Source organism: Pseudoxanthomonas sp. SGT-18 (genome assembly GCF_003931645.1).
In the GTDB taxonomy this organism is placed as follows: domain Bacteria; phylum Pseudomonadota; class Gammaproteobacteria; order Xanthomonadales; family Xanthomonadaceae; genus Pseudoxanthomonas.
Genome location: NZ_RRYJ01000001.1, coordinates 364,474 through 386,912, shown reverse-complemented (window position 1 = coordinate 386,912; position 22,439 = coordinate 364,474). Strand labels below are relative to the sequence as shown.

The 22,439-nt window shown below is 72.2% G+C and carries 20 protein-coding genes; 8 read left to right on the top strand and 12 right to left on the bottom strand.

Features of this window, described 5'->3' with window-relative positions:
* Nucleotides 1-39 precede the first annotated feature (39 nt).
* Nucleotides 40-1,344 (top strand): serine hydrolase domain-containing protein, encoded by a 1,305-nt coding sequence (locus tag EIM47_RS01770; RefSeq protein ID WP_125075898.1) that lies wholly within the window; start codon nt 40-42, stop codon nt 1,342-1,344.
* A 455-nt stretch (nt 1,345-1,799) separates the two neighbouring features.
* On the opposite strand, the gene EIM47_RS01765 is transcribed toward EIM47_RS01770, so the two are convergent.
* From EIM47_RS01765 to EIM47_RS01740, 6 genes are all read right to left on the bottom strand, one after another.
* The gene (locus tag EIM47_RS01765) at nt 1,800-2,255 is read right to left on the bottom strand and encodes a histone H1-like repetitive region-containing protein (RefSeq protein WP_028914603.1); all 456 of its coding nucleotides are present in this window, start codon (nt 2,253-2,255) and stop codon (nt 1,800-1,802) included.
* Nucleotides 2,256-2,542: 287 nt separating this feature from the next.
* Complete coding sequence (locus EIM47_RS01760) at nt 2,543-2,962, bottom strand: hypothetical protein (RefSeq protein WP_125075897.1); 420 nt, start codon at nt 2,960-2,962, stop codon at nt 2,543-2,545.
* 64 nt (nt 2,963-3,026) lie between these two features.
* On the bottom strand, nt 3,027-3,422 hold the full coding sequence (gcvH, locus tag EIM47_RS01755; protein WP_125075896.1) for a glycine cleavage system protein GcvH: 396 nt from the start codon (nt 3,420-3,422) through the stop codon (nt 3,027-3,029).
* A gap of 91 nt (nt 3,423-3,513) precedes the next feature.
* On the bottom strand, nt 3,514-4,620 hold the full coding sequence (gene gcvT, locus EIM47_RS01750) for a glycine cleavage system aminomethyltransferase GcvT (RefSeq protein ID WP_019397516.1): 1,107 nt from the start codon (nt 4,618-4,620) through the stop codon (nt 3,514-3,516).
* Nucleotides 4,621-4,716: 96 nt separating this feature from the next.
* On the bottom strand, nt 4,717-5,148 hold the full coding sequence (locus EIM47_RS01745; protein WP_125075895.1) for an NfeD family protein: 432 nt from the start codon (nt 5,146-5,148) through the stop codon (nt 4,717-4,719).
* Nucleotides 5,149-5,151: 3 nt separating this feature from the next.
* The gene (locus EIM47_RS01740; RefSeq protein WP_125075894.1) at nt 5,152-6,120 is read right to left on the bottom strand and encodes an SPFH domain-containing protein; all 969 of its coding nucleotides are present in this window, start codon (nt 6,118-6,120) and stop codon (nt 5,152-5,154) included.
* Between the two features lie 266 nt (nt 6,121-6,386).
* On the opposite strand from EIM47_RS01740, the gene EIM47_RS01735 reads away from it, so the two are divergent.
* The 3 genes from EIM47_RS01735 to EIM47_RS01725 are packed head-to-tail and all read left to right on the top strand — an operon-like array spanning nt 6,387 to nt 8,704.
* Nucleotides 6,387-6,917 carry a sigma-70 family RNA polymerase sigma factor gene (locus EIM47_RS01735; protein WP_240626128.1) on the top strand — a complete coding sequence of 177 codons (531 nt, stop codon included), beginning with the start codon at nt 6,387-6,389 and terminating at the stop codon, nt 6,915-6,917.
* Entirely contained in the window at nt 6,914-7,573 is a 660-nt protein-coding gene (locus EIM47_RS01730) for a hypothetical protein (RefSeq protein ID WP_028914600.1), read from the top strand. The genes EIM47_RS01735 and EIM47_RS01730 overlap by 4 nt, the downstream gene beginning before the upstream one ends.
* 33 nt (nt 7,574-7,606) lie before the next feature.
* Nucleotides 7,607-8,704, top strand: coding sequence for a PDZ domain-containing protein (locus EIM47_RS01725; RefSeq protein ID WP_125075892.1), 1,098 nt, complete (start codon nt 7,607-7,609; stop codon nt 8,702-8,704).
* A 68-nt stretch (nt 8,705-8,772) separates the two neighbouring features.
* On the opposite strand, the gene EIM47_RS01720 is transcribed toward EIM47_RS01725, so the two are convergent.
* Both EIM47_RS01720 and EIM47_RS01715 read right to left on the bottom strand, forming a co-directional pair.
* The gene (locus EIM47_RS01720; protein ID WP_028914598.1) at nt 8,773-8,967 is read right to left on the bottom strand and encodes a hemin uptake protein HemP; all 195 of its coding nucleotides are present in this window, start codon (nt 8,965-8,967) and stop codon (nt 8,773-8,775) included.
* A gap of 74 nt (nt 8,968-9,041) precedes the next feature.
* On the bottom strand, nt 9,042-10,016 hold the full coding sequence (locus EIM47_RS01715; RefSeq protein WP_125075891.1) for an aldo/keto reductase: 975 nt from the start codon (nt 10,014-10,016) through the stop codon (nt 9,042-9,044).
* Between the two features lie 192 nt (nt 10,017-10,208).
* On the opposite strand from EIM47_RS01715, the gene EIM47_RS01710 reads away from it, so the two are divergent.
* From EIM47_RS01710 to dusB, 3 genes are all read left to right on the top strand, one after another.
* Entirely contained in the window at nt 10,209-11,507 is a 1,299-nt protein-coding gene (locus tag EIM47_RS01710; protein WP_125075890.1) for a nucleoside transporter C-terminal domain-containing protein, read from the top strand.
* Between the two features lie 75 nt (nt 11,508-11,582).
* Nucleotides 11,583-12,548, top strand: a complete 966-nt coding sequence (locus EIM47_RS01705; protein ID WP_125075889.1) for a ribokinase — start codon at nt 11,583-11,585, stop codon at nt 12,546-12,548.
* Nucleotides 12,549-12,558: 10 nt separating this feature from the next.
* Nucleotides 12,559-13,557 (top strand): tRNA dihydrouridine synthase DusB, encoded by a 999-nt coding sequence (gene dusB / locus EIM47_RS01700; RefSeq protein ID WP_019397445.1) that lies wholly within the window; start codon nt 12,559-12,561, stop codon nt 13,555-13,557.
* 142 nt (nt 13,558-13,699) lie between these two features.
* Here the strand turns inward: dusB and EIM47_RS01695 are convergent, their stop codons facing one another.
* Entirely contained in the window at nt 13,700-14,713 is a 1,014-nt protein-coding gene (locus EIM47_RS01695) for a metal-dependent hydrolase (protein ID WP_028914594.1), read from the bottom strand.
* 153 nt (nt 14,714-14,866) lie between these two features.
* Here EIM47_RS01695 and metK point away from each other — a divergent pair, with 153 nt between their 5' ends.
* On the top strand, nt 14,867-16,084 hold the full coding sequence (metK, locus tag EIM47_RS01690) for a methionine adenosyltransferase (protein WP_019397447.1): 1,218 nt from the start codon (nt 14,867-14,869) through the stop codon (nt 16,082-16,084).
* A 75-nt stretch (nt 16,085-16,159) separates the two neighbouring features.
* Here metK and EIM47_RS01685 read toward each other — a convergent pair whose 3' ends face one another.
* The 3 genes from EIM47_RS01685 to ppc form a co-directional block, all read right to left on the bottom strand.
* A complete protein-coding gene (locus EIM47_RS01685) occupies nt 16,160-18,280 on the bottom strand; it encodes an amylo-alpha-1,6-glucosidase (protein ID WP_232210965.1) in 2,121 nt (706 codons plus the stop codon).
* A gap of 9 nt (nt 18,281-18,289) precedes the next feature.
* Entirely contained in the window at nt 18,290-19,381 is a 1,092-nt protein-coding gene (locus tag EIM47_RS01680) for a glycosyltransferase family 4 protein (protein WP_125075888.1), read from the bottom strand.
* Between the two features lie 329 nt (nt 19,382-19,710).
* Nucleotides 19,711-22,425, bottom strand: a complete 2,715-nt coding sequence (gene ppc / locus EIM47_RS01675; RefSeq protein ID WP_125075887.1) for a phosphoenolpyruvate carboxylase — start codon at nt 22,423-22,425, stop codon at nt 19,711-19,713.
* Between the last annotated feature and the right edge of the window lie 14 nt (nt 22,426-22,439).

Here is a 22,439-nt window from a genome sequence, read left to right as displayed (position 1 = left end):
CTCGCACCCCGGGCACTCAGGCTCGCTACCCTGGGGCTGATGCTGGGACTGGCGATCCCGTCCACCGCGCGCACCCCCACCCTGTCGGCCAACCCGCCGCCGCCGACCCAGCCGCTCCCTTACCGCGACGTCTCTACCCGCACCGTGCTGCCGCCGGCCGCGGGCTTCGACGTGGCCGTGTTCGAGGCGATGGCCGAGCAGCTGGTGGAAGGCCGGCGCGTGCCGGGGCTGGCCATGGCCCTGGTCCAGGGGGGCCGCATCCTCAGCGCGCGCGGCTACGGTGTCACCGACGTGGCCCGTCCGGAGCCGGTCGACGCCCACACCGTGTTCCGCCTGGCTTCGCTGTCCAAGGCCTTCGCCGGCACCATGGCCGGCCTGCTGGTCAACGACGGCAGCCTGCGCTGGGACAGCAAGGTGGCCGACTACGTCCCCGGCTTCCGCCTGGCCGACGAGGAATACACCCGGCGGGTCACCGTCACCGACCTGCTGAGCCACAGCGTCGGGCTGAAGGCGCACAACGCCTACGACCGCGACATCGAGGCCAATGCCGAGTACTACCAGGTCGCGCAGAAGCTGGCCGAGGCGCCGGTGCAGTGCGCGCCCGGCGAGTGCTACGCCTACCAGAACGTGGCCTTCAGCCTGGTCGGCGACGTGGTCTTCGCCGCCACCGGCAAGTTCTACGAACAGGAAGTGCAGAGGCGCATCTTCGAGCCGCTGGGCATGCGCGACGCCAGCCTGGGCCTGCCGGGCATCGAGTCCAGCCACCGCTGGGCGCGCCCGCACGTGCGCAGCCGCAACGGCTGGGTCTCGATCCGGCCCAAGCCGACCTACTACCGCCTGCCGCCTGCCGCCGGCGTCAACGCCAGTGCCAACGACATGGCGCAGTGGCTGCTGGCCCACACCGGACACCGCCCGGACGTGTTGCCGGCGCCGTTGCTGGCCACCCTGCACGCACCGGTGGTGCCGACCCCGGGCGAGCTGCGCTACGGCTGGCGCCGCGAGCGCCTCAACTCGGCCGCCTACGCCCTGGGCTGGCGCGTGTTCGACTATGCCGGCGAGGAAGTCGTGTTCCATGCCGGCGCGGTGCAGGGCTACCGCGGCATGGTCGCGCTGCTGCCCGGGCGCGACCTGGGCGTGGCGATCCTGTGGAACAGCGAGAGCAGCCTGCCCTCCGGCCTGCTGCCGACCATCCTCGACCAGGCCATCGGCCTGCCGCCGAAGCGCTGGCTCGACGTGGACGTCGACTTCGGTTCGGACAACCTGATGGTGGACCGCGAGGCGGCCCCGCCTGCGCCCGCGCGCCGCGGCACCTCCGCCGCGCGCGCCACCGCCTCGCCGCGCTGAGCGGCGCGACCACGTCGGGGCCGGCGTAGCACGGTCCCGCGGCACCTTTGAAGTGCGCTCCATGGCGGGCGACGCATAGCCCCGGACAGGCCGAAGGCGCATCCGGGATCCCCTCTGGCAGGAAGTTACGGGCCGCCCCGGTCTGCGTAGCCCGGCGGCGACTGCGCACCGCGTGGCGACGCGACGGGCTTGCGCCATTGGAGCGCGACGCCCGCGGGCCGTCGCCGCGCCCCTGCAGCCCCGGAGTGCGAGGCCCTTCTTGCCGGCTTGGCTGCCCACCAGCCCGCATGCATCGCCAGCCCCGGCTGGCCGGATGCACTCCGCTCACCCGTGCCTCGGTCGCGCGCGCGCCAGGACGTCTGCCCCGGAGGACCGGACGACCCGGATAAAAAAACTCCCTCCCCGCTGGGCTTCGGGGAGGGAGTCATTCAGGTACTACGGTAATCGGAGGCTGATCAGATCAGCGGGGCCGGGGTGGCCGGCAGCGCAACCGGGGCCTGCTTCTTCTTGGCGGCCTTGCGGGCGGCCGGCTTCTTCGCGGCGGCCTTCTTGGTGGCCTTCTTCGCGGCCGGCTTCTTGGCGGCCTTCTTCGCAGCCGGCTTCCTGGCGGCGGTCTTCTTGGCGGCCTTCTTGACGGTCTTCTTCGCCGCGGCCTTCTTCGCGACCTTCTTGGTCGCCTTCTTGGCGGTGGCCTTCTTCGCGACCTTCTTGGTCGCCTTCTTGGCGGCGGCCTTCTTCGCGACCTTCTTGACGGCCTTCTTCGCGGTGGCCTTCTTGGCGACCTTCTTCGCAGCCGGCTTCTTGGCGGCGGTCTTCTTGGCGGTGGCCTTCTTGGCGGCGGCCTTCTTGGCGACCTTCTTCACCGCCTTCTTGGCGGCGGGTTTCTTCTTCGCAGCTTTCTTGACAGCCATGGTGTAGCTCCTCGTCAGTGATTTGCGGTGGGTTAACGCCCAGTCGCGAAAGCCCGCCGCACGTGCAGCGGGGAACCCGTCGGCGCGCCAGGCACGTCGATACGGATACAGTTTCGCCCGCGCGATGCAGTGGCGCGGGCGGGAATCTGGGGGGGCGCTGCGTTTGCTCGGGGGAAGCGGGTCCTATCCACCTGGAGGGATTTCATGGCGGATGCCCGGGTTGTGCTTCGCGTTGTGGTGTTGATTCGACTCACTCGCTTCGGCAGGCAGCGTCTGCTGGGCGAAACCTAATCACGGTTTTTTTTACTGTCAACACCCGCGCGCGCGTTTTCTCCCGCCATCGCGCGCGGCGCGAGGCGGCATCCCGCCTCGGGCGACCACCCGCCGGTGCGGCAAGGCGCGCGCGCGCATCGCGCGCCTTGCAAACCGATGCGGAAAAACAAGTGGTTTTTTGCGAGGCGCGCCTGCGCACACGCTTCCGGGCACGCGCCCGGTGCTCCCCGGGAAAGCGCGGCGCCGGCATCGCGCGCGGCGTGCATCAGGCGGATTTTTTTTCCGCCGCAACCGATCCTTTTCGCGTCGCACAAGCCGATTTGCGCAGAACTGCGCGAGCCTTGCGCGGCGTTCGACGCGCACCGGAGCGCTGGCCGGCGCATCGCGCGCGTCGCTGCGGCCACATCGCCACCGCCCGCGCGCGCCGACCACATCCCGGAAACGACGACGCCCGCCGGAAGGCGGGCGTCGTGCGTTGCCGCGGGTCGGCGAGGACGTTCAGTCCTCTTCGCCCTCGATCAGCTCGGCATAGTCGTCCGGCGACAGCAGCTCGGCGAGCTGGTCCTCGTCCACGCCCTCGATCACGAACAGCCAGCCCTCGCCGTAGGCGTCCTCGTTGATGGTCTCCGGCTTGTCGGCCAGCGTGGTGTTGACCTCCGCCACCCGGCCGCTGACCGGGCTGTACACGTCCGAGGCGGCCTTGACCGACTCCACCACCGCCACGGCGTTGCCCGCCTCGACGCTGGCGCCGACTTCCGGCAGCTCGACGTACACCAGGTCGCCCAGCAGCGACTGCGCGTGGTCGGAAATACCCACGGTCACGCGGCCGTTGCCTTCGGCACGGGCCCACTCGTGGGACTTGAGGAATTTGAGGTCGCCGGGGATCTCGCTCATTGGGGTGGCTCCGCTCGCGCAGGGGGTGTTGGGACGGCGGCTAGTCTAAGTACGGCCCCTCGCGAGGTAAACCGTCGCCGCCGTCGCCGGATCAGGCCAGCACGCCTGGTTGCGCCTTGCCCTCGCGCACGAACGGGAATTTCACCACCCGCACCGGCACCTCGCGGCCGCGGATGTCCACCCGCACCTGGCCCGGTTCGCCGGCGGGGATGCGCGCCAGCGCGATCGCCTTGCCCAGGGTCGGGGAGAAGGTGCCGGAGAGGATCTCGCCCTCGCCGCCGGCGGCCAGCACCTTCTGGCCATGGCGTAGCACGCCGCGCTCGTCCATCACCAAGCCGACCAGCTGCCGCGGCACGCCCGCGGCCTTCTGCGCCTCCAGCGCGGCGCGGCCGATGAAGTCCCGGCCCTCGTCCAGCGCCACCGTCCAGCCCAGGCCCGACTCCCACGGCGTGGTGGATTCGTCCATGTCCTGGCCGTAGAGGTTCATGCCTGCCTCAAGGCGCAGGGTGTCGCGCGCGCCCAGGCCGGCCGGGCGCACGCCCGCCTCCAGCAGCGCGTTCCAGAACGCGACCGCCTGCCCCTCCGGCAGCACCACCTCGAAACCGTCCTCGCCGGTGTAGCCGGTGCGCGCCAGGAACAGCGGGATGCCGGAGGCCGAGGCGACCTCGATCGCGGCGAAGCGGGCCAGCGCGCCGGCGCGCTCGCGGTCGGCTTCGGCAAGCAGGCCGATCACCTTGTCGCGCGCCTGCGGGCCCTGCACGGCGATGATCGCCAGCTCGGCGCGCTCGCGCACCTCCACGCCGAAGGCTTCGGCCTGCTGGCTGATCCACGCCAGGTCCTTCTCGCGGGTGGCGGCGTTGACCACCAGGCGGAAGTAATCCTCGCCCAGGTAGTAGGCGATCAGGTCGTCGATCACCCCGCCCTGCTCGTCGAGCATGCACGAGTACAGGGCCTTGCCCGTGGCCTTGAGCTTGTCCACCGAGTTGGCCAGCAGCCGGCGCAGGAACGGGCGCACCCGGGCCCCGTGCAGGTCGACCACGGTCATGTGGCTGACGTCGAACATGCCGGCGGCCTGGCGCACCAGGTGGTGCTCGTCGATCTGGGAGCCGTAGTGGATCGGCATGTCCCAGCCGCCGAAGTCGACCATCTTCGCGCCCAGGGCACGGTGGCTTTCGTTGAGTACGGTCTTGCGGGTCATGGCGCTCTCGGAGATGGAAAGGCGCCATTATCCCCTACCCCGCCGGCGCCGCGGCCGGTGCCGGGAGTCATGCCGCGCGCCGCGACGGCGCCGTGCTCAGGCTTCCTGCACCTTGAGGATGGCGCCGTCGGCGGCCACCACCCGCACCAGGGTCCCGGCCGGCAGGTCCGGGCCCTCGACGGTCCAGAACGCATCGCCGACCTTGATCCGCCCGCGGCCGGCGACGATCGCCTGCTCCAGCGGCGCGACCAGGCCGATGTTCTGCTCGGCGCGGCGGTTGAGCAGGGGCCGGTCGCTCTGCCGCCCGCGGCCGCGGAACCAGCGCCGGTAGACCCGGATCGACAGGAAGCTCAGCACCACGAACAGCGCCACCTGCGCCAGCAGCGGCAGGCCGGGCAACAGCAGGACCAGCAGCAACATCGCCGCGGCGGCAAACCCCATCCACAACAGGAAGGCGCCCGGGGCCAGGGTCTCGGCGGCGATCAGCGCCAGCGCCAGCACCGCCCAGGTGGTCACGTCCCAGCGCATGGCTCAGGCCCCCGGGCGCAGCGGCGGCGGGTTGCGGCGCGCGGCGCTGGCCTGTTGCTGGCCGGCCAGCGCCTCGCGCGCCAGCTCGGCCACGCCACCCAGCGAGCCGAGGATGCCGCTGGATTCCATCGGCATCAGCACGAACTTCTGGTTCGGCGCGGTGGCCAGCTTGGCGAAGGCCTCGACGTACTTCTGCGCGACGAAGTAGTTGATCGCCTGCACGTCGCCCTTGGCGATGGCCTCGGACACCATGGCCGTGGCCTTGGCCTCCGCCTCGGCCAGGCGCTCGCGCGCCTCGGCGTCGCGGAACGCCGCCTCCTTGCGGCCCTCGGCCTCCAGGACCGCCGCCTGCTTCTCGCCGTCGGCGCGCAGGATCTCGGCCTGGCGCAGGCCCTCGGCCTCCAGGATCTGCGCGCGCTTCTCGCGCTCGGCCTTCATCTGCCGGGCCATGGCGTCGACCAGGTCGCGCGGCGGCTGGATGTCGCGGATCTCGATGCGGGTGACCTTGACGCCCCACGGGTTGGTGGCATGGTCGACCACGCCCAGCAGCTGGGCGTTGATCGCCTCGCGCTGGCTCAGCGATTCGTCCAGGTCCATCGAACCGATCACGGTACGGATGTTGGTCTGGACCAGGGCGATCATCGCCACTTCGAGGTTGGCCACCTCGTAGGCGGCCTTGGCCGCGTCCAGCACCTGGAAGAACACCACGCCGTCGACCCGGACCACGGCGTTGTCCTTGGTGATGACATCCTGGCTGGGCACGTCCAGCACCTGTTCCATCATGTTCACCTTGCGACCGATGCCGTAGACGATCGGGACCAGGAAATGCAGGCCGGGATCGAGCGTGTGTGTGTACTTGCCGAAGCGCTCGACCGTCCACTCGAAACCCTGCGGCACCATCCGCACGGTCTTGAACAGGACGATGATGCCGGCAACCGCCAGCACTGCCGCGACGAAACCCGAAGAGAACATCCCCATGCTCCTTGTGGCCATCCAGGCCGCGATTGGTCCGGCGCCAGTATAGGCACGGAGCGACGCCGGACCGCCGGCCTTCCGTCCGGTCACGACCTGCAACCGGGCTGCGACGCTTTCGCCGCCCCAGGCATCCACAAGACTGATGACCCACGGCCTCCTCCCCGGCGTCCCCCGCGCCCGACGGCGGCGGCGTCCCGTGCGTCGCGCTTGCCGCCGCCGACACCCGCGCGGAAGGCGCGCCACGCTCGGCCTTCGCCATCGCCGTGCCCGACATCCTGCTGGCGCGGGCCCGCCGCGGCGAGCCGGCGGCGTTCGAGCAGATCTACCGCTGGTTCGAGCGGCCGGTGTTCACCCTCGCCCTGCGCCTGTGCGGCGATCGCGAAGAGGCCAGCGAGGTGTTGCAGGAGACGATGCTGAAGGTGCTGCGCGGGATCGGCGACTACCGCGGCAGCGGTCCGTTCTGGGGCTGGTTGCGGCAGATCGCGATCAACGAAGCGCTGCTGCGGCTGCGCCGCGGCCGCCGCCTGGACCAGGAACTGGCGCTGGACGGCCACGACCTGGAGGACGCCGCGCCACCGCCGCCGGCGGCGGCCGATGCCGCCCTGCTGCAACGCGCGCTGGCGGCGCTGCCGGCAGCCACCCGCAGCGTGCTGTGGCTGTACCACGCCGAGGGCCACACCCACGAGGAGATCGCCGCGCTGATGCAGCGCAGCCCGAGTTTCTCCAAGTCGCAGCTGGCGCGCGGCACCCGCCGCCTGCGCGCCCTGCTGCAGGTCGAGGAGTCCCCCGCATGAACGAGCACACCCCTTCCCGCGCCACCGACAGCTGGCACGAGGCATTCGCCGCGTTGCCGCTGGAAGCCCCGCCCGCCGATGCCTGGCCGAAGCTTGCACCGCACCTGGCGCCCCCGCGGCGGCACCCGCGCCGCGCGCTGTCCTGGGCGATCGCCGCCTGCACGGCGGCATTGGCCGCGCTGCCGGCGCTGCTGCTGGTACGCCATGCAGGCCCCACGCAGGAATTCGCGACCCCAGCCGCCACCACGCGGATCCCTGCCCGCGCGGCCCAGGCCGGCGCCGTCGGCGTGCACGCCGACGCCCGCCCCGATCCGGCCGCAGCCGGTGGCGCGTCCGCCGCGGGCAGCCCCCCGGCGCATGTGGCCCTGGACCAGCTGCAGGCCGAGTCCGCCCGGCTGGAGGCGCTGCTGGCCGAACTGTCCGTCGACGGACCCGTCGATGGTGCGCAGCTGGCCCTGGTCCTGGCGCTGCAGGCGCAGGTCGGCGAGGTCGATGCCGCGCTGGCCGCCCCCGCGTTGGCGGCTGATGCGCGCGCGGAACTGTGGCAGCACAGGGTGGCGCTGCTGCGCGAACTGGCTGCCGTCGCCAGCGACCAGCGCTGGGATGCGCTGTTTGCCGATGCCTCCTCCCGCTACGCCCTGGTCCAGGTCTACTGACCGGGCGCCATCGTCTTCCACCGGAGAACGATCATGAGTCCTGCCTGCATCCGCACGACCCGGCGCGCCACGCCGTGGCTGCTGGTCTGTGCCTGCCTGCTGGCCCTGCCGGCCCAGGCCGCCGCCGACGCGAACAAGAAGGAAGCCAGGACCGCCGCCGGCGCCGAGGCGGCGCGCGCCGCGGCCGACCTTGCGAAGGCGCGCGCCGACCTGGCCGAAGCCGCCCGCCGGGTTGCCGAGCTGTCGCGCACCCAGGCCGGCGGAGCCGTGGCCTCGCTGCGCAGCGCCCAGGCGCGCCCGCGCCTGGGCGTATTGCTGGGCGAAGATCCGCAGGCCGGGGTGCGCATCGTCGGCGTGACCCCGGGCAGCGGCGCCGAGAAGGCCGGCCTGCGCAGCGGCGACCGCCTGCTGCGCATCCGCGGCAAGGCCATCGCCGGCGGCACCGGGCAGGCGCGGGTCGAGGCCGCGCGCCAGGCACTGGCGCAGCTGCAGGCCGGCGGCAAGGTGCAGCTGACTTACCAGCGCGACGGCCGCGAACACACGGTCGAGGTCGCGCCCGAGGCGCTGCCGGTAAGGGTGATCGCGCACCGCATCTCCGGCGACGGCGCGCTCGGCGAAGACCTGGCCCCGCTGCGCGACCTGGCCCCGGAACTGCGCCGGGAGGTGCTGCACCTGGCGCGCGGCGCCTGCGCCTACGGCGAGGAGTGCAGCGCGCCGCTGCTCGGCGAGGCGCTGCGCTGGAACGGCCTGCACCTGGTCGCGCTCGATGCCCAGCTCGGACGCTACTTCGGCACCGATCGCGGCGTGCTGGTGCTGTCCCAGGGTGCGCTGCCCGGCCTGCAGGCCGGCGACGTGATCCAGCAGGTGGAAGGCGTGGCGGTGGCCACGCCGGCCGAGGCCATGCGCCGGATGGCGCAGAAGAAGCCCGGTGAACAGGCGCGGGTGACGGTGCTGCGCGAGCGCAGCGCGCGCCAGCTGCAGGTGACCGTGCCCGAGCCGCTGCGCGCGCTGGATTTCGTGCCTGCGCCGCCGGCTCCGCCCGCGCATCCGGACATGCCGCCGCCGCCCGCGCCGCCGCGCCCGCCGACCGCGCAGCTGCAACCGCCGGCGTCGGTGCCGCTGCTGGTCTGAGCCTGGCGCGCCGCGGCCACGGCGCCCGGCGCGGGGGAGGGAGGACGCCGGGGCCGGGGCCGCAGGCGTTACTTGGTGAGGATCAGCTTGTCGTTGCTGGTGTGGCGCAGGCGATACACGCGGTCGCCGTGGCGGATCAGGATCTCGCGGCGGCCGCGCAGCAGCTGCTCGCTGCTCAGGGCCTCGGCATCGATGGAAACGCTGGCGCCGTCCGGGGTGCTGCGGACGGCGGACGAAGGCAGGCTCAGGCGATGCACGTTCATTGCGGACTCCAGCGGGGCGACGGGAAGGTTCCAGCCCCGCCAATGATAATAATTCTCATTTGCGTGTCAACGCCTCAGCGGGTGGTGACCACCTCCAGCCGCTGCCACACCTGCTCGTCGTGGCGCTGCGCCACGTCCAGCGCGGTGAGGTTCTGCAGCAGCTGCTCCACCCGGCTGGCGCCGAGGATCACGCTGCTGACATGCGGATTGCGCAGGCACCAGGCGATGGCCAGCGGCGCCGGCGCCTCGCCGAGCCGGGCCGCCGCCTCGACGAAGGCTTGCGCGCGCTCCAGCCGGCGCTCCTGCGGGTCGCCCAGCACCAGCGGCTGCAGCCAGCCGGCATCGGCCTGGGCCAGCCTGCCCTCCCCGGCCAGGCCGTTGGCGTACTTGCCGGTCAGCAGGCCCGAGGCCAACGGCGACCAGGTGGTGGTGCCCAGGCCCAGCTCCGAATAGAGCGGTGCGTACTCCAGCTCCACCCGCTGCCGGTGCAGCAGGTTGTACTGCGGCTGCTCGACCACCGGCGCGGCCATGTGCTCGCTGCGCGCGAAGCGTGCCGCCTCGCGGATCAGCGCTTCCGGCCATTCCGAGGTGCCCCAGTACATGACCTTGCCCTGGCGCACCAGCATGTCCATCGCCGCGACCGTCTCCTCCACCGGCGTGTCCGGATCCGGGCGGTGGCAGTAATAAAGGTCCAGGTAGTCCACCCGCAGCCGCTTCAGCGCGGCGTGGCAGGCATCGACCACGTGCTTGCGCGACAGCCCGCGCTGGGTCGGGCGCGGTGCTTCGGCGGCGCCGAAGAACACCTTGCTGGAAACGCAGAAGCCGTCGCGCGGCAGGCGCAGGTCGGCGATCACGTCGCCCATCACCCGCTCGGCCTCGCCGTTGGCATAGGCCTCGGCGTTGTCGAAGAAGTTGATGCCGTGGTCCCAGGCCGCGGCCACCAGTTCGCGGGCCTGGCCGCGGCCGACCTGGCGGCCGAAGGTCATCCAGGCGCCAAAGGAAAGCGCGGACAGCTGCAGGCCGGTGGCGCCAAGGCGGCGGTATTGCATCGGAGTCACTCCTGTGGATCACGGATGCGGCAGTGTAGGCGCGTCCGCCGCGGGGCCGCGCAACAAGGCGCCCGGCAATCGTCGCAACACCCCTGCGACGCCTTTGGCGACGGGCCCTGGCGTGCTCCATACATACGCGCAGGGGGCCGACCTGCTACGCTTTCGCACATCCTTAACATTCGCGGAACCCTCATGATCGAGGCAATCGGACGGATCGGCTTCGGCCTGTTCGGACTGGCCGTGCTGATCGGCATCGTCTGGCTGTTCTCCAACAACCGCCGCGCGGTGGACTGGAAGCTGGTCGGCACCGGCGTGGTGCTGCAGATCGCCTTCGCGGCGCTGGTGCTGCTGGTGCCGGGCGGGCGCGAGGTGTTCGACGCCATGAGCCACGGCTTCGTGCGCGTGCTCGGCTTCGTCGGCGAGGGCTCCAACTTCATCTTCGGCAGCCTGATGGACACCTCGACGGTGGGCTTCATCTTCGCCTTCCAGGTGCTGCCGACCATCATCTTCTTCTCGGCCCTGATGGGCGTGCTCTACCACCTGGGCGTGATGCAGGCGGTGGTGCGGGCCATGGCCTGGGCGATCACCAAGGTCATGCGCGTGTCCGGCGCCGAGACCACCAGCGTCTGCGCCAGCGTGTTCATCGGCCAGACCGAGGCGCCGCTGACCGTGCGCCCGTACATCCCGAAGATGACCCAGTCCGAGCTGCTGACCATGATGATCGGCGGCATGGCCCATATCGCCGGCGGCGTGCTGGCGGCCTACGTGGGCATGCTCGGCGGCGGCGACCCGGAGCAGCAGGTGTTCTACGCCAAGCACCTGCTGGCGGCGAGCATCATGGCCGCCCCGGCCACCCTGGTGATCGCCAAGATCCTGGTGCCGGAAACCGCCGAGCCGCTGACCCGCGGCACGGCCAAGATGGAAGTGGAGAAGACCACCGCCAACGTGATCGACGCGGCCGCCGCCGGCGCCGGCGACGGCCTGCGCCTGGCACTGAACATCGGCGCGATGCTGCTGGCCTTCATCGCCCTGATCGCCCTGGTCAACGCCCCGCTGACCTGGCTGGGCGAGGTCACCGGCATCGCCTCGGCGATCGGCAAGCCGACCAGCCTGTCCACCATCCTCGGCTACCTGCTGGCGCCGATCGCCTGGGTGATCGGCACGCCGTGGGCCGACGCCACCACCGTCGGCTCGCTGATCGGACAGAAGGTCGTGATCAACGAGTTCGTGGCCTACACCGAGCTGTCGCAGATCGTGAACGGCCAGGTGCCGGGCCAGGTGCTCAGCCGCGAGGGCGCGCTGATCGCGACCTACGCGCTGTGCGGCTTCGCCAACTTCAGCTCGATCGCTATCCAGATCGGCGGCATCGGCGGCCTGGCCCCGGAGCGCCGCCAGGACCTGGCGCGCTTCGGCCTGCGCGCGGTGCTGGGCGGCTCCATCGCCACCTTCATGACCGCCACCATCGCCGGTGTACTGTCGCACTTCGGCTGACCGCCGGCCGGCGGCCGGGCGCCCCCGCGCCCGGCCTGGCCATTCCCCCCGTAGTCCAGACGCAGCAGAGGCTCCATGAATCCGGTCATCGTCGTCGGCTCCTTCAACGTCGACCATGTCTGGCGTTGCAACGAACTCCCCGCCACCGGCGCGACCATTGCCGGCCAGTACATGACCGGCCCCGGCGGCAAGGGCTTCAACCAGGCCGTGGCCTCCGCCCGCGCCGGCACGCCGACCACCTTCATCTGCGCCCTCGGCGACGACGCCGGCGGCGCGCTGGCGCGCGAACTGGCCGCGGCCGACGGCATCGACCTGCGCGCCGAGTCCAGCAGCGAGCCCACCGGCACCGCCGGCATCTACGTCGACGCCCGCGGCCGCAACACCATCGTCATCGGCGCCGGCGCCAACGGTGTGCTGGGCGTGGCCCACGTCACCGCCGACCCGGCGCTGGCGCGCGCGGCCGGCGTGCTGCTGGCCCAGCTGGAATCACCGGTGGATGCAATCGAGGCGGCGCTGGCCATGGCCCGCGAGGCCGGCACCACCACCGTGCTCAACCCGGCGCCGGCCAACGCGCAGGCCAGCATGGGCCTGCTGCGCCTGGCCGACGTGCTGACCCCGAACGAGACCGAATTCGCCGCCCTGCTCGCGCGCCAGGTCGGCGAGCGGGTGGAGCCGGACGCGGTGGCCGCGCTGGATGGCGCGCGCCTGCACGCGCTGTGCCGCAAGCTGCTGCCGCACGGCACCGTGGTGGTGACCATGGGCTCGGTGGGCGTGTTCGTCTCGCATGCCGAGGAGCAGCTGCGCGGTGATGCCCAGCCCTACTACCGGATCGGCGCCGAGAGCGTGGCCGCCAGCGATACCACCGGTGCCGGCGACGCCTTCAACGGCGCCCTGGCCGCCTCGCTGGCGCGTGCCCCGGAGCAGGCCTTCGCCACCCACGTGCGCTACGCCAACCGCTTCGCCGCGCTGTCCACCGAGCGCCCCGGCGCGGCCGCTTCGATGCCGCGCCACGACGAGGTGCTGGCCCGCTTCCCGGGCTGAGGCGGCGGCGATGCGGATCGGTCCCTACGCGATCGAGCCGAGGGTGGTGCTGGCGCCGATGGCCGGCGTCACCGACAAGCCGTTCCGGCTGCTGTGCAAGCAGCTGGGCGCGGGCCTTGCGGTGTCGGAGATGACCATCTCCGACCCGCGCTTCTGGAACACCCCCAAGTCGTTGCGGCGCATGGACCACGCCGGCGAGCCGGATCCGGTCAGCGTGCAGATCGCCGGCACCGAGCCGCGGCAGCTGGCCGAAGCGGCGCGCTACAACGTCGACCAGGGCGCGCAGATCATCGACATCAACATGGGCTGCCCGGCCAAGAAGGTGTGCAATGCCTGGGCCGGCTCGGCGCTGATGCGCGACGAGGCCCTGGTGGCGCGCATCCTCGAGGCGGTGGTGGCGGCGGTCGAGGTGCCGGTCACGCTCAAGATCCGCACCGGCTGGTGCGCCGAGGTGCGCAACGCGCCGGCCATCGCCCGCATCGCCGAGGACGCCGGGATCGCCGCGCTGGCGATCCACGGCCGCACCCGCAACCAGCACTACACCGGGCAGGCGGAGTACGACACCATCGCCGAGGTGAAGTCGCGCCTGCGCATCCCGGTGGTGGCCAACGGCGACATCGACTCGCCGGCCAAGGCCGCCTTCGTGCTCGCCTACACCGGCGCCGACGCGGTCATGGTTGGCCGTGCCGCGCAGGGCCGGCCGTGGATCTTCCGCCAGATCGCCCATTACCTGGCCACCGGCGAGGAGCTGCCAGAGCCGGCCGTGGCCGAGGTGCGCGACATCCTGCTTGGCCACCTGCAGGCGCTGCACGCGTTCTACGGCGAGGAACAGGGCGTGCGCATCGCCCGCAAGCACCTGGGCTGGTACGCGAAGGACCGCCCGGAGAACGCCGCCTTCCGCGCCGTGGTCAACCGCGCCCAGACCGCCGCCGAGCAGCTGGCCCTGACCCGCGACTACTTCGACGCGCTGGAAGCCGGCGTGGCGTTCGCCCTGCCCGAGGTGGCCTGAGCGCGTAGCGACGGCAGCGCTGAAGCGTGGCTGTTGCGACCGGGGCGATGTGTCGTGATCCCGCCCTCTCCCGCGCCCCCTCCCACGGGGAGAGGGAAACTGCGCAATCCCGAATCACGAATCACGAATCAAGAAACCCCAATCACTCCGGCGCCTCCCAGATCCGCCGCCACATCGGCCCCAGGCGCCGGCGCGCTTCCCAGGGCAGGCGCAGTTGCTGCGGCCGGATCGCCTGCCAGCGGCCGTCGGGACCGCGCTGGGCCACCACGAACACGAAGCTGTAGTCCGGTTCGGCGCCCATGCGCAGGTCGGACAGTTCCAGGCGGCCGTCGCGCTCGCGCGCCTTCATGAAGCCGTGGTTGAACCAGGCCAGGCGCTGCACCGCCGGGATCTGCGCGGCCTCGGCCAGGGCCTGGGTATTGGACGGATGGCCGCGGAACGCGATCGGGCCCTGGTCGGCCACCAGCGAGTGCTCGCCCTCGACGAAGCCGCTGGGCGTCATCGCCACCACCCGCCACAGCAGGGTGTTGAACGGCATCGGCACCGAGAAGCGCGGCGCATCGCCCAGGCCCATGGCCGCCAGGGTGCGCTGGGCCTGGCGCTCGACCATGGCCTTGGCCGCCAGCGACCAGCCAAGGTAGGCGCTGCTGAGGACCAGGCCGGCCACCAGCGCGCGCTGCGCCAGCGGCCGCTCCCGCGCCCACCAGGCGACCCCGCAGCCCAGCAGCAGCCACACCGTGTACAGCGGATCGATGATGAACACGCTGGACCACATCACCGGCGGCACCGGCAGCGGCCACCACAGCTGGGTGCCGTAGACGGTGAACGCGTCCAGCAGCGGATGCGTCACCAGCGCCAGCTGGATCGCCCAGAACCAGCGCGCCGGCGCCTGCGCCACCCGCCCACGCCCGTACCGCCGGAACAGCCACCACAGCAGCCAGCCCAGCAGCGGCAGCACGAACAGCGAATGGCTGAAGCTGCGGTGCGCGGTCATCAGCACCACCGGATCGTCGCTGGCCAGCATGATCGGCAGCGAATCCAGGTCCGGCAGGGTGCCGAGGGCGGCGCCGGCCAGCAGCGCGGCGCGGCGGTGGCGGGCGGGGGCGATGGCGGCGGCGACGGCGCCGCCGAGGACGATCTGGGTCAGCGAATCCATGGCCCGGATGCTAGCAGCCGGCCTTCACGCCGGCCCGCGGCGGGGCCGCCACGGTTAACGGAAACCAACCCCGGCGGCGGCAGAATGCAGGACGGCGCGCGCGCGTGTATCATGCGCGGCCATCTTTTCATCCGAATACAGGGATATAGCCCGATGTCCAGCTATCTCTTCACCTCCGAATCGGTCTCCGAGGGCCATCCGGACAAGATCGCCGACCAGATCTCCGATGCGGTCCTGGATGCCATCCTGGCGCAGGACAAGCGCGCCCGCGTGGCCTGCGAGACCCTGGTGAAGACCGGCGCCGCCATCGTCGCCGGCGAGGTGACCACCACCGCCTGGGTGGACATCGAGGCGCTGGCGCGCCGCATCATCAACCAGATCGGCTACGACAACTCCGGCGTCGGCTTCGACGGCCACACCTGCGCCATCATCAACATGCTCGGCAAGCAGTCCCCGGACATCGCCGCCGGCGTGGACCGCAAGAAGCCGGAGGAACAGGGCGCGGGCGACCAGGGCCTGATGTTCGGCTACGCCTGCAACGAGGCGCCGGAGTTCATGCCGGCCCCGATCTACTACTCGCACCGCCTGGTCGAGCAGCAGGCCAAGGTCCGCAAGAAGAAGAACTCGCCGCTGCCGTGGCTGCGCCCGGACGCCAAGAGCCAGGTCACCCTGCGCTACGACGGCAACAAGGTGGTGGGCCTGGACGCGGTGGTGCTGTCGACCCAGCACGACCCGGGCATCAGGCACAAGGACATCGTCGAGGGCGTCTACGAGTACATCCTCAAGCCGGTGCTGCCGAAGAAGTGGCTGGAGACGCTGCCGAAGAAGAAGCTGCACATCAACCCGACCGGCATCTTCGTGATCGGCGGCCCGGTGGGCGACTGCGGCCTGACCGGCCGCAAGATCATCGTCGACACCTACGGCGGCATGGCCCGCCACGGCGGCGGCGCGTTCTCCGGCAAGGACCCGTCCAAGGTCGACCGCTCGGCCGCCTACGCCGCCCGCTACGTGGCCAAGAACGTGGTCGCCGCCGGCCTGGCCGACAAGTGCGAGGTGCAGGTGTCCTACGCCATCGGCGTGGCCGAGCCCACCTCGATCTCGGTCACCACCTTCGGCACCGGCCGCATCCCGGACGCGCAGATCGAGAAGCTGATCCGCAAGCACTTCGACCTGCGTCCGTACGGCATCATCAAGATGCTGGACCTGGTGCACCCGGTGTACCAGGCCACCGCCGCCTACGGCCACTTCGGCCGCAAGCCGTACGAGGTCAGCTACACCGACGGCGCCGGCAAGAAGCAGGTCGCCACCGCCTTCTCCTGGGAGAAGACCGACAAGGCCGAGGCGCTGCGCGCCGACGCCAGGCTGAAGTAATCCGCCCCGCCGCATCCGCGGCGGCCGGAACCAGCGAAGGGCCGCGCGATGCGGCCCTTCGCTTTTGCGCGGCGGCTACAGCCGCACGCTTACCCGGACCGATTCGGCGCCACCGGCGCGGGCGGCGACCACGCGTTCGCCGATGCGCTCGAACACCAGGTCCAGGCGCGCCCCGCCCACGTCCAGCCGCTCCACCCACAGCCGGTCCACGCCCGGCGGCAGCTGCGGGTGCTCGATCGCCACCTCGCCGGCCAGCGCATCCACCTCCAGGCCCAGGCAGGCCTGCAGCAGCATGAACACCGAGCCGGCCGACCAGGCCTGCGGCGTGCACGCCACCGGATAGGCGATCGGCGGCTCGCCGGCGCTGCGCGGGAAGCCGCAGAACAGTTCCGGCAGGCGCATGTCGAAATGGGTCGCCGCCTCGAACACCTCGCCCAGCAGGCGCGCCGCCTGGCGGCGCGCGCCGTAGCGCGCCATGCCCGCCGCGCACAGGGCCACGTCGTGCGGCCATACCGAGCCGTTGTGGTAGGACATCGGGTTGTAGCGCGGCTGGTCCGCGGCCAGGGTGCGCACGCCCCAACCGTTGTCGAAGCGCGGCGAGGCCAGCTGCGCGATCACCCGCTGCGCGCGCTCCGGTGGTGGCAGGCCCACGTACAGCAGGTGCCCGGGATTGGAGGCCAGCACCCGGCACATGCGCCCGTCGCCATCGCGCGCCAGCGCGTAGAAGTCCAGCGCCTCGTCCCAGAAGCGCGCCTCCACGGTCCGGCGCAGGCGCCCGGCGCGCGCCTCCCAGGCTTGCGCCGCCGCGTGCTCGCCACGCTCGCGCGCCAGCGCCGCCATCGCCCGCAGCGCCTCGTAGGCATAGCCCTGCACCTCCACCAGCGCGATCGGACCGGAGGGCAGCTGCCCGTCCTCGTGGAACACCGAGTCCTCGCTGTCCTTCCAGCCCTGGTTGGACAGGCCGCTGTCCTGCCCGCGCGCGTAGGCCAGCAGGCCGTCCGGGTCGGCGTCGCAGCTGCGCTCGATCCAGCCGGTGGCACGCTGCAGCGCCGGCCACAGCTGGTCGATGAAGGCGCGGTCGCCGGTGCGGCGGAAGTAGCGGCCGGCCAGGGCCACGAACAACGGGGTGGTGTCCACGCCGCCGTAGTACAGGCCGAACGGCACCTCGCCCAGCGCCGCCATCTCGCCCTTGCGGGCCTCGTGCATGATCTTGCCCGGCGCCGAATCGCGGAAGCTGGAATCCTCCGCGGCCTGGCGTTCGGCGAGGAAGGCCAGCACGCCGCGCGCCAGGCCCGGGTCCAGCCACAGGGTCTGCAGCGCGGTGATGATGGCGTCGCGCCCGAACGGGGTGGAGAACCAGGGAATGCCGGCGTACGGGTAGCGTCCCGAAGGCAGGTCGCTGGCCAGCAAGGCGATGTCGGTGCGCGAGCGCTCCACCCAGGCATCGAACAGCAGGCCGCTGCCGCGCAGGCGCGCCCCGGAGCGGCGCCGCGCGCGCAGCGCGCGCCGGGCCTGGGCCATGGCCCGGCGGTGGCGGGTGGCTTCCGGCTGGCCGGCGTCGGCGCCGGCCTCCAGGTACAGGGCGAAGCTCGCGCGCGGGTCCAGGCGCAGTTCGAAGCGTGCCATGCCCTCCTCCAGCCGCGCCGGCGCGGTGGAGAAGGCCAGCACGGTGCGCCGCTCCACCCCGTCCAGGCCCTGGTAGCGCAGCACCACGCGGTCGGCCGCGGCCTCCACCTGCGGGTAGTTGCCGCGGCGCACGCGCTCCATGCCGCGTACCTCGAACATGTCGCGGAAGTCGGCGGCGAACTCCAGGGTCAGCGGCACCGACACCGGCACGCGGTCGTAGTTGGAGCAGACGATGCGCTCGTGCAGGCGTCCCTGCCACAGGAAGCGCGAGCGCTCGATGTGGATCACGCCCCGCCCCGCCGCCGCGCTGCCGCCGATCGGCGGCAGCGGGCGGTTGGTCAGGTGCGCGGTGAACACCACCTTGTCGTGCGCGGTGGCGGCGCTGAGCAGGGTCGGCGCGGTGCCGTCCAGGCCCAGGCGCAGCCGCGACAGCACCCGGGTGCCGTCGTGGAACAGGCCATCGGCCACGTCGCCGCCGTGGATGTCGCCCAGCGCGTCGCTGACCAGGAAGCTGTCGCCGTCCTTGAGCGAATAACTCACCTGGCGGCTGGCCGGGAGGGTGCGCGCCATGCGCATGGCTCAGGCCCTGCGCACGAACGCGTCGCCGTCGCCGGCCACGGCGTCGTTGGCCGCCTCGGTGGCGCGGGTGGCCAGGCGCCGGTACAGGTCCAGGTAGCCGCGCGCCATCACCGTGGACGAGAAGCGGCGCTCGAACACCCGGCGGATCGCGGCGCGGTCCAGCTCGGGCAGGCGCTCCACCGCGGCCACCGCTTCCTCCATCGAGGCGACGATGAAGCCGGTGACGCCGTGCTCCACCACCTCGCGCACCGAGCCGTGGTCCCAGGCGATCACCGGGGTGCCGCAGGCCATGGCCTCGATCATCACCAGGCCGAACGGCTCGGGCCAGTCGATCGGGAACAGCAGCGCGGCGGCGTGGCCGAGGAAGCCGGACTTGTGGGCGTCGTCGATCTCGCCGATGAACTCCACGCCCTCGGCCTCCAGCATCGGCTCGATGCAGTCATGGAAGTAGACCGCGTCGGCCGCGTCGACCTTGGCCGCCATGCGCAGCGGCATGCCGGCGCGGGCGGCGATGTCGATCGCGCGGTCCGGGCGCTTCTCCGGCGAGATCCGGCCCAGGAACGCCAGGTAGTCGCCGCGCGGCGACTCCGGCGGTTGCAACAGGTCCTCCGGCAGGCCGTGGTGCACCGTGCCCAGCCAGCTGGCGAAGCGCAGCGGCTGGCGTTGCTGGTCGGAGATGGACACCAGCGGGTAGCGCGGCCACAGCCGGTAGGCCTGGGCCAGGCCGGCCAGGTCCAGCCGCCCGTGCAGCGTGGTCACGGTGCGCCCGGCCAGGTCCTCGAAGATCGGGAAGTGCAACAGGTCGACGTGGAAGTGCAGCACGTCGAATTCGTCGGCGCGGCGGCGCACCTCGTGCAGCATGGCCAGGTGCGCGGCGACGTCGGACTTCAGCGGCTCCGGATCCAGGCGCAGGGCCTGGTCGCGGCAGGCCACCAGGCGCGCGCGGGTGCGGCTGTCGCCGCTGGCGAACACGGTCACCTCGTGGCCGAGCTGCACCTGGGCGTCGGCCAGGTAGGCGACGATGCGCTCGGTGCCGCCGTACAGGCGCGGCGGGACGGCTTCGTACAGGGGTGCGATATGGGCGATGCGCATGCCGGGCCCTCCTCAGCGGCGGCCCGGGCCGCCGGCTGACGGCCTGCGCGCGTGGCGGTACAGGATCAACACGTCTACGTTCATCGTGCTCCTCCTCGTTGCGGTCGCCGGCGGCAAGCCACGGGCCACGCCCGCGGCCGGGCGGCCACGGGCAACGCAAGGGGACGCACGGCCAGCACCGTCGGTCGGCCCGGAAGACACACGGGGGACGGTGGAAGCGGTGTTTCCGCGGCCGGCCGTGGGCGCCGCCGCGGCCGGGAATCTGGGGACGGCGGCGGCGCTTTCAAGCCCCGCCGCCCGGGCCCGGCCGCGCCGGGCGGGGGCCGGCCTCAGCCGGTGTTCTGCACGCCCTGGGATACGCCGTTGACGCTGGCCACCAGCGCCCGCAGCAGGGCATCGTCCTCGCGCCCGCTGGCGCGCCAGCGCCGCAGCAGGTCGGCCTGGAGCACGCTGATCGGGTCCACGTACGGGTTGCGCAGGCGGATCGACAGGGCCAGGCGCTGGTCATGCTGGAGCAGGAACTCGTGCCCGTTCAGGCGCAGCACCCAGTCGCGGGTGCGCGCGTGCTCGTCGCGGATGCGCGGGAAGAACTGCGCGTGCAGCTCATCCCCGGCCAGGCGCGAGAACATCTCGGCGATGCCCATGTCGCCCTTGGCCAGGACCATGGAGATGTCGTCCAGGAAGGTGCGGAAGAACGGCCAGTCGGCGGCCATTTCGCGCAGCACCTCCTCGCCGTGCCGCTCCACCGCCGCCTGCAGGCCGCTGCCCACGCCGAACCAGCCGGGGATCACCGCGCGCGCCTGGCTCCAGGCGAACACCCACGGGATCGCGCGCAGGTTGGACAGGGCCGCGTCCTCGCCCAGCCGGCGCGAGGGCCGCGAGCCGAGGGTCATGCGCTCGATCACGTCGATCGGGGTGGCACTGCGGAAGTAGTCCATGAACCGCGACGCCCCGACCAGGGCGCGGTAGGCCACGCTGCTGGCCTCGGCCACGGTGTCCATCACCTCGCGCCAGCGCGCCTCGCGCGGCTCCGGCGGGCGCGGGCGGATGCTGGAGACCAGCACCGCGCCGGTGGTCTGCTCCAGCGAGCGCAGGGCCAGGGCGCGGATGCCGAACTTGCGGTGGATGGCCTCGCCCTGCTCGGTCACGCGCAGGCGGCCGTCGACGCTGCCGCGCGGCGAGGCGTCAACCGCGCGGGTGGTCTTGCTGCCGCCGCGGCTGAGCGAGCCGCCGCGGCCGTGGAAGAAGGTCAGGCGGATGCCATGCTCCTCGGCCACCTGCAGCAGCTCCACCTGGGCGCGCTGCAGGCTCCAGCGCGAGGCGGCGATGCCGCCGTCCTTGCCGCTGTCCGAGTAGCCCAGCATCACCATCTGCACGTTGCCGCGCGCCTGCAGGTGTTCGCGGTACACCGGGTCGGCCAGCAGGTCGCGCAGGGTGGCCGGGCCGTGGCGCAGGTCGTCCACGGTCTCGAACAGCGGGGCGATGTCCAGCGGCACCCGGCCGGCCTCGTCCACCAGGCCGCCGCGGCGGGCCAGGGCCAGCACCGCCAGCACGTCGGCGCGGCTGCGCGCCATGCTGATGATGTAGGCGCCCAGCGCGTCGGGCCCGTGGCGGCGGCGGGCGTCGACCAGGGCGCCGAACACCGCGTCCAGGCGCCGGTTGCCCTCGTCGCCGGCCTGCGGCAGCGGCTGGCCGGCGCCGGCATGCCCAGCCAGGATCCGCGCCTGCTCGACCGGGTCGCGGCTCTCCCATTGTTCGTCGCCGAGCGCGGCGGCGATGGCGCGCGCGTGCACGGTCGATTCCTGGCGCACGTCCAGGCGTGCCAGGTGGAAGCCGAAGGTACGCAGGCGCCACACCAGGCGCCGCACCGAGAACCAGCCGGCGTGCACGCCGCGGTTGTGCTCCAGGCTCTTGCGGACCAGGTCCAGGTCGGCGGCGAACTCCCCCGGCGAACCGTAGCCGCTGGCCTGGTCCTCCAGCGTGGCCAGCAGGCGCGCGCGCATCAGCTCCAGCAGCAGGCGGTAGGGCATGTCGGCGTGGCGCGGGCGGCTGGCGGCGGCCGCCTGCGGCAGCAGCGCGCGGTACTGCTCCAGCCGCTCCAGCACCGCCGCGTCCACCCCGACCACGCCCGTGCTCTGGGTCAGCACGCTGGCCAGCTGCTGCAGCTCGGCCGCGTACTTGCCCAGGATCGCGCGGCGCTGGGCGTCGAGGGTGTTGCGGATGGTGTTGGCGTCGACGTTCGGGTTGCCGTCCATGTCGCCGCCGACCCAGGTACCGAAGCGCAGCAGGCGCGGCAGCTCGGTGGCGATGCCGAAGGTATCGCCCAGCGCGTGCTCCAGGGTCTCGTAGAACACCGGCATGATCCGGTACAGCACCTCGGTCAGGTAGAAGCCGACGTGCTCGCGCTCGTCGTCCACGGTCGGGCGCACCGGCGAGGAATCGGCGGTCTGCCAGGTCGAGGTCAGGGCCATGCGGAAGCGCGCCAGGTCGGCGGCGCGCTCGCCCGGGGTGCGGTTGCCGTCGAGGTCGTCGATCAGCGCCGCCACCATGATCTGTTCCTTCTCCAGCAGCGCGCGCCGTACCGCCTCGGTCGGATGCGCGGTGAACACCGGCTCGATGTCGATCCGCTCCAGCCATTCCAGCAGCTCGGTCGGTTCCACCCCGGCCGCGCGCAGGCGGCGCAGGGCATCGAGCAGGCTGTCCGGCTGCGCCTTGTCGCCGCCGGCGCGCTGGTAGTCGCGGCGGCGGCGGATGCGGTGCACGCGCTCGGCGATGTTCACCACCTGGAAGTAGGTGCTGAAGGCGCGCACCAGGGCTTGGGCATGGGCCGGCTCCAGGCCGTCCAGCAGCGCCGACAGCGAGGCCATGCCGCCGCCGTTCTGGCGGCGGGCGATGGCCGTGGTGCGCACCCGCTCCACTTCCTCCAGGAACGCCGGCGACTCCTGTTCGGCGAGCATCTCGCCGACCAGCGCGCCGAGGCGGCGCACGTCGTCGCGCAGGGGAAGATCCGGTGGAGCAAACTCGAGGTTGCGGGGAGCGTTCATCGGCACGCGCACGG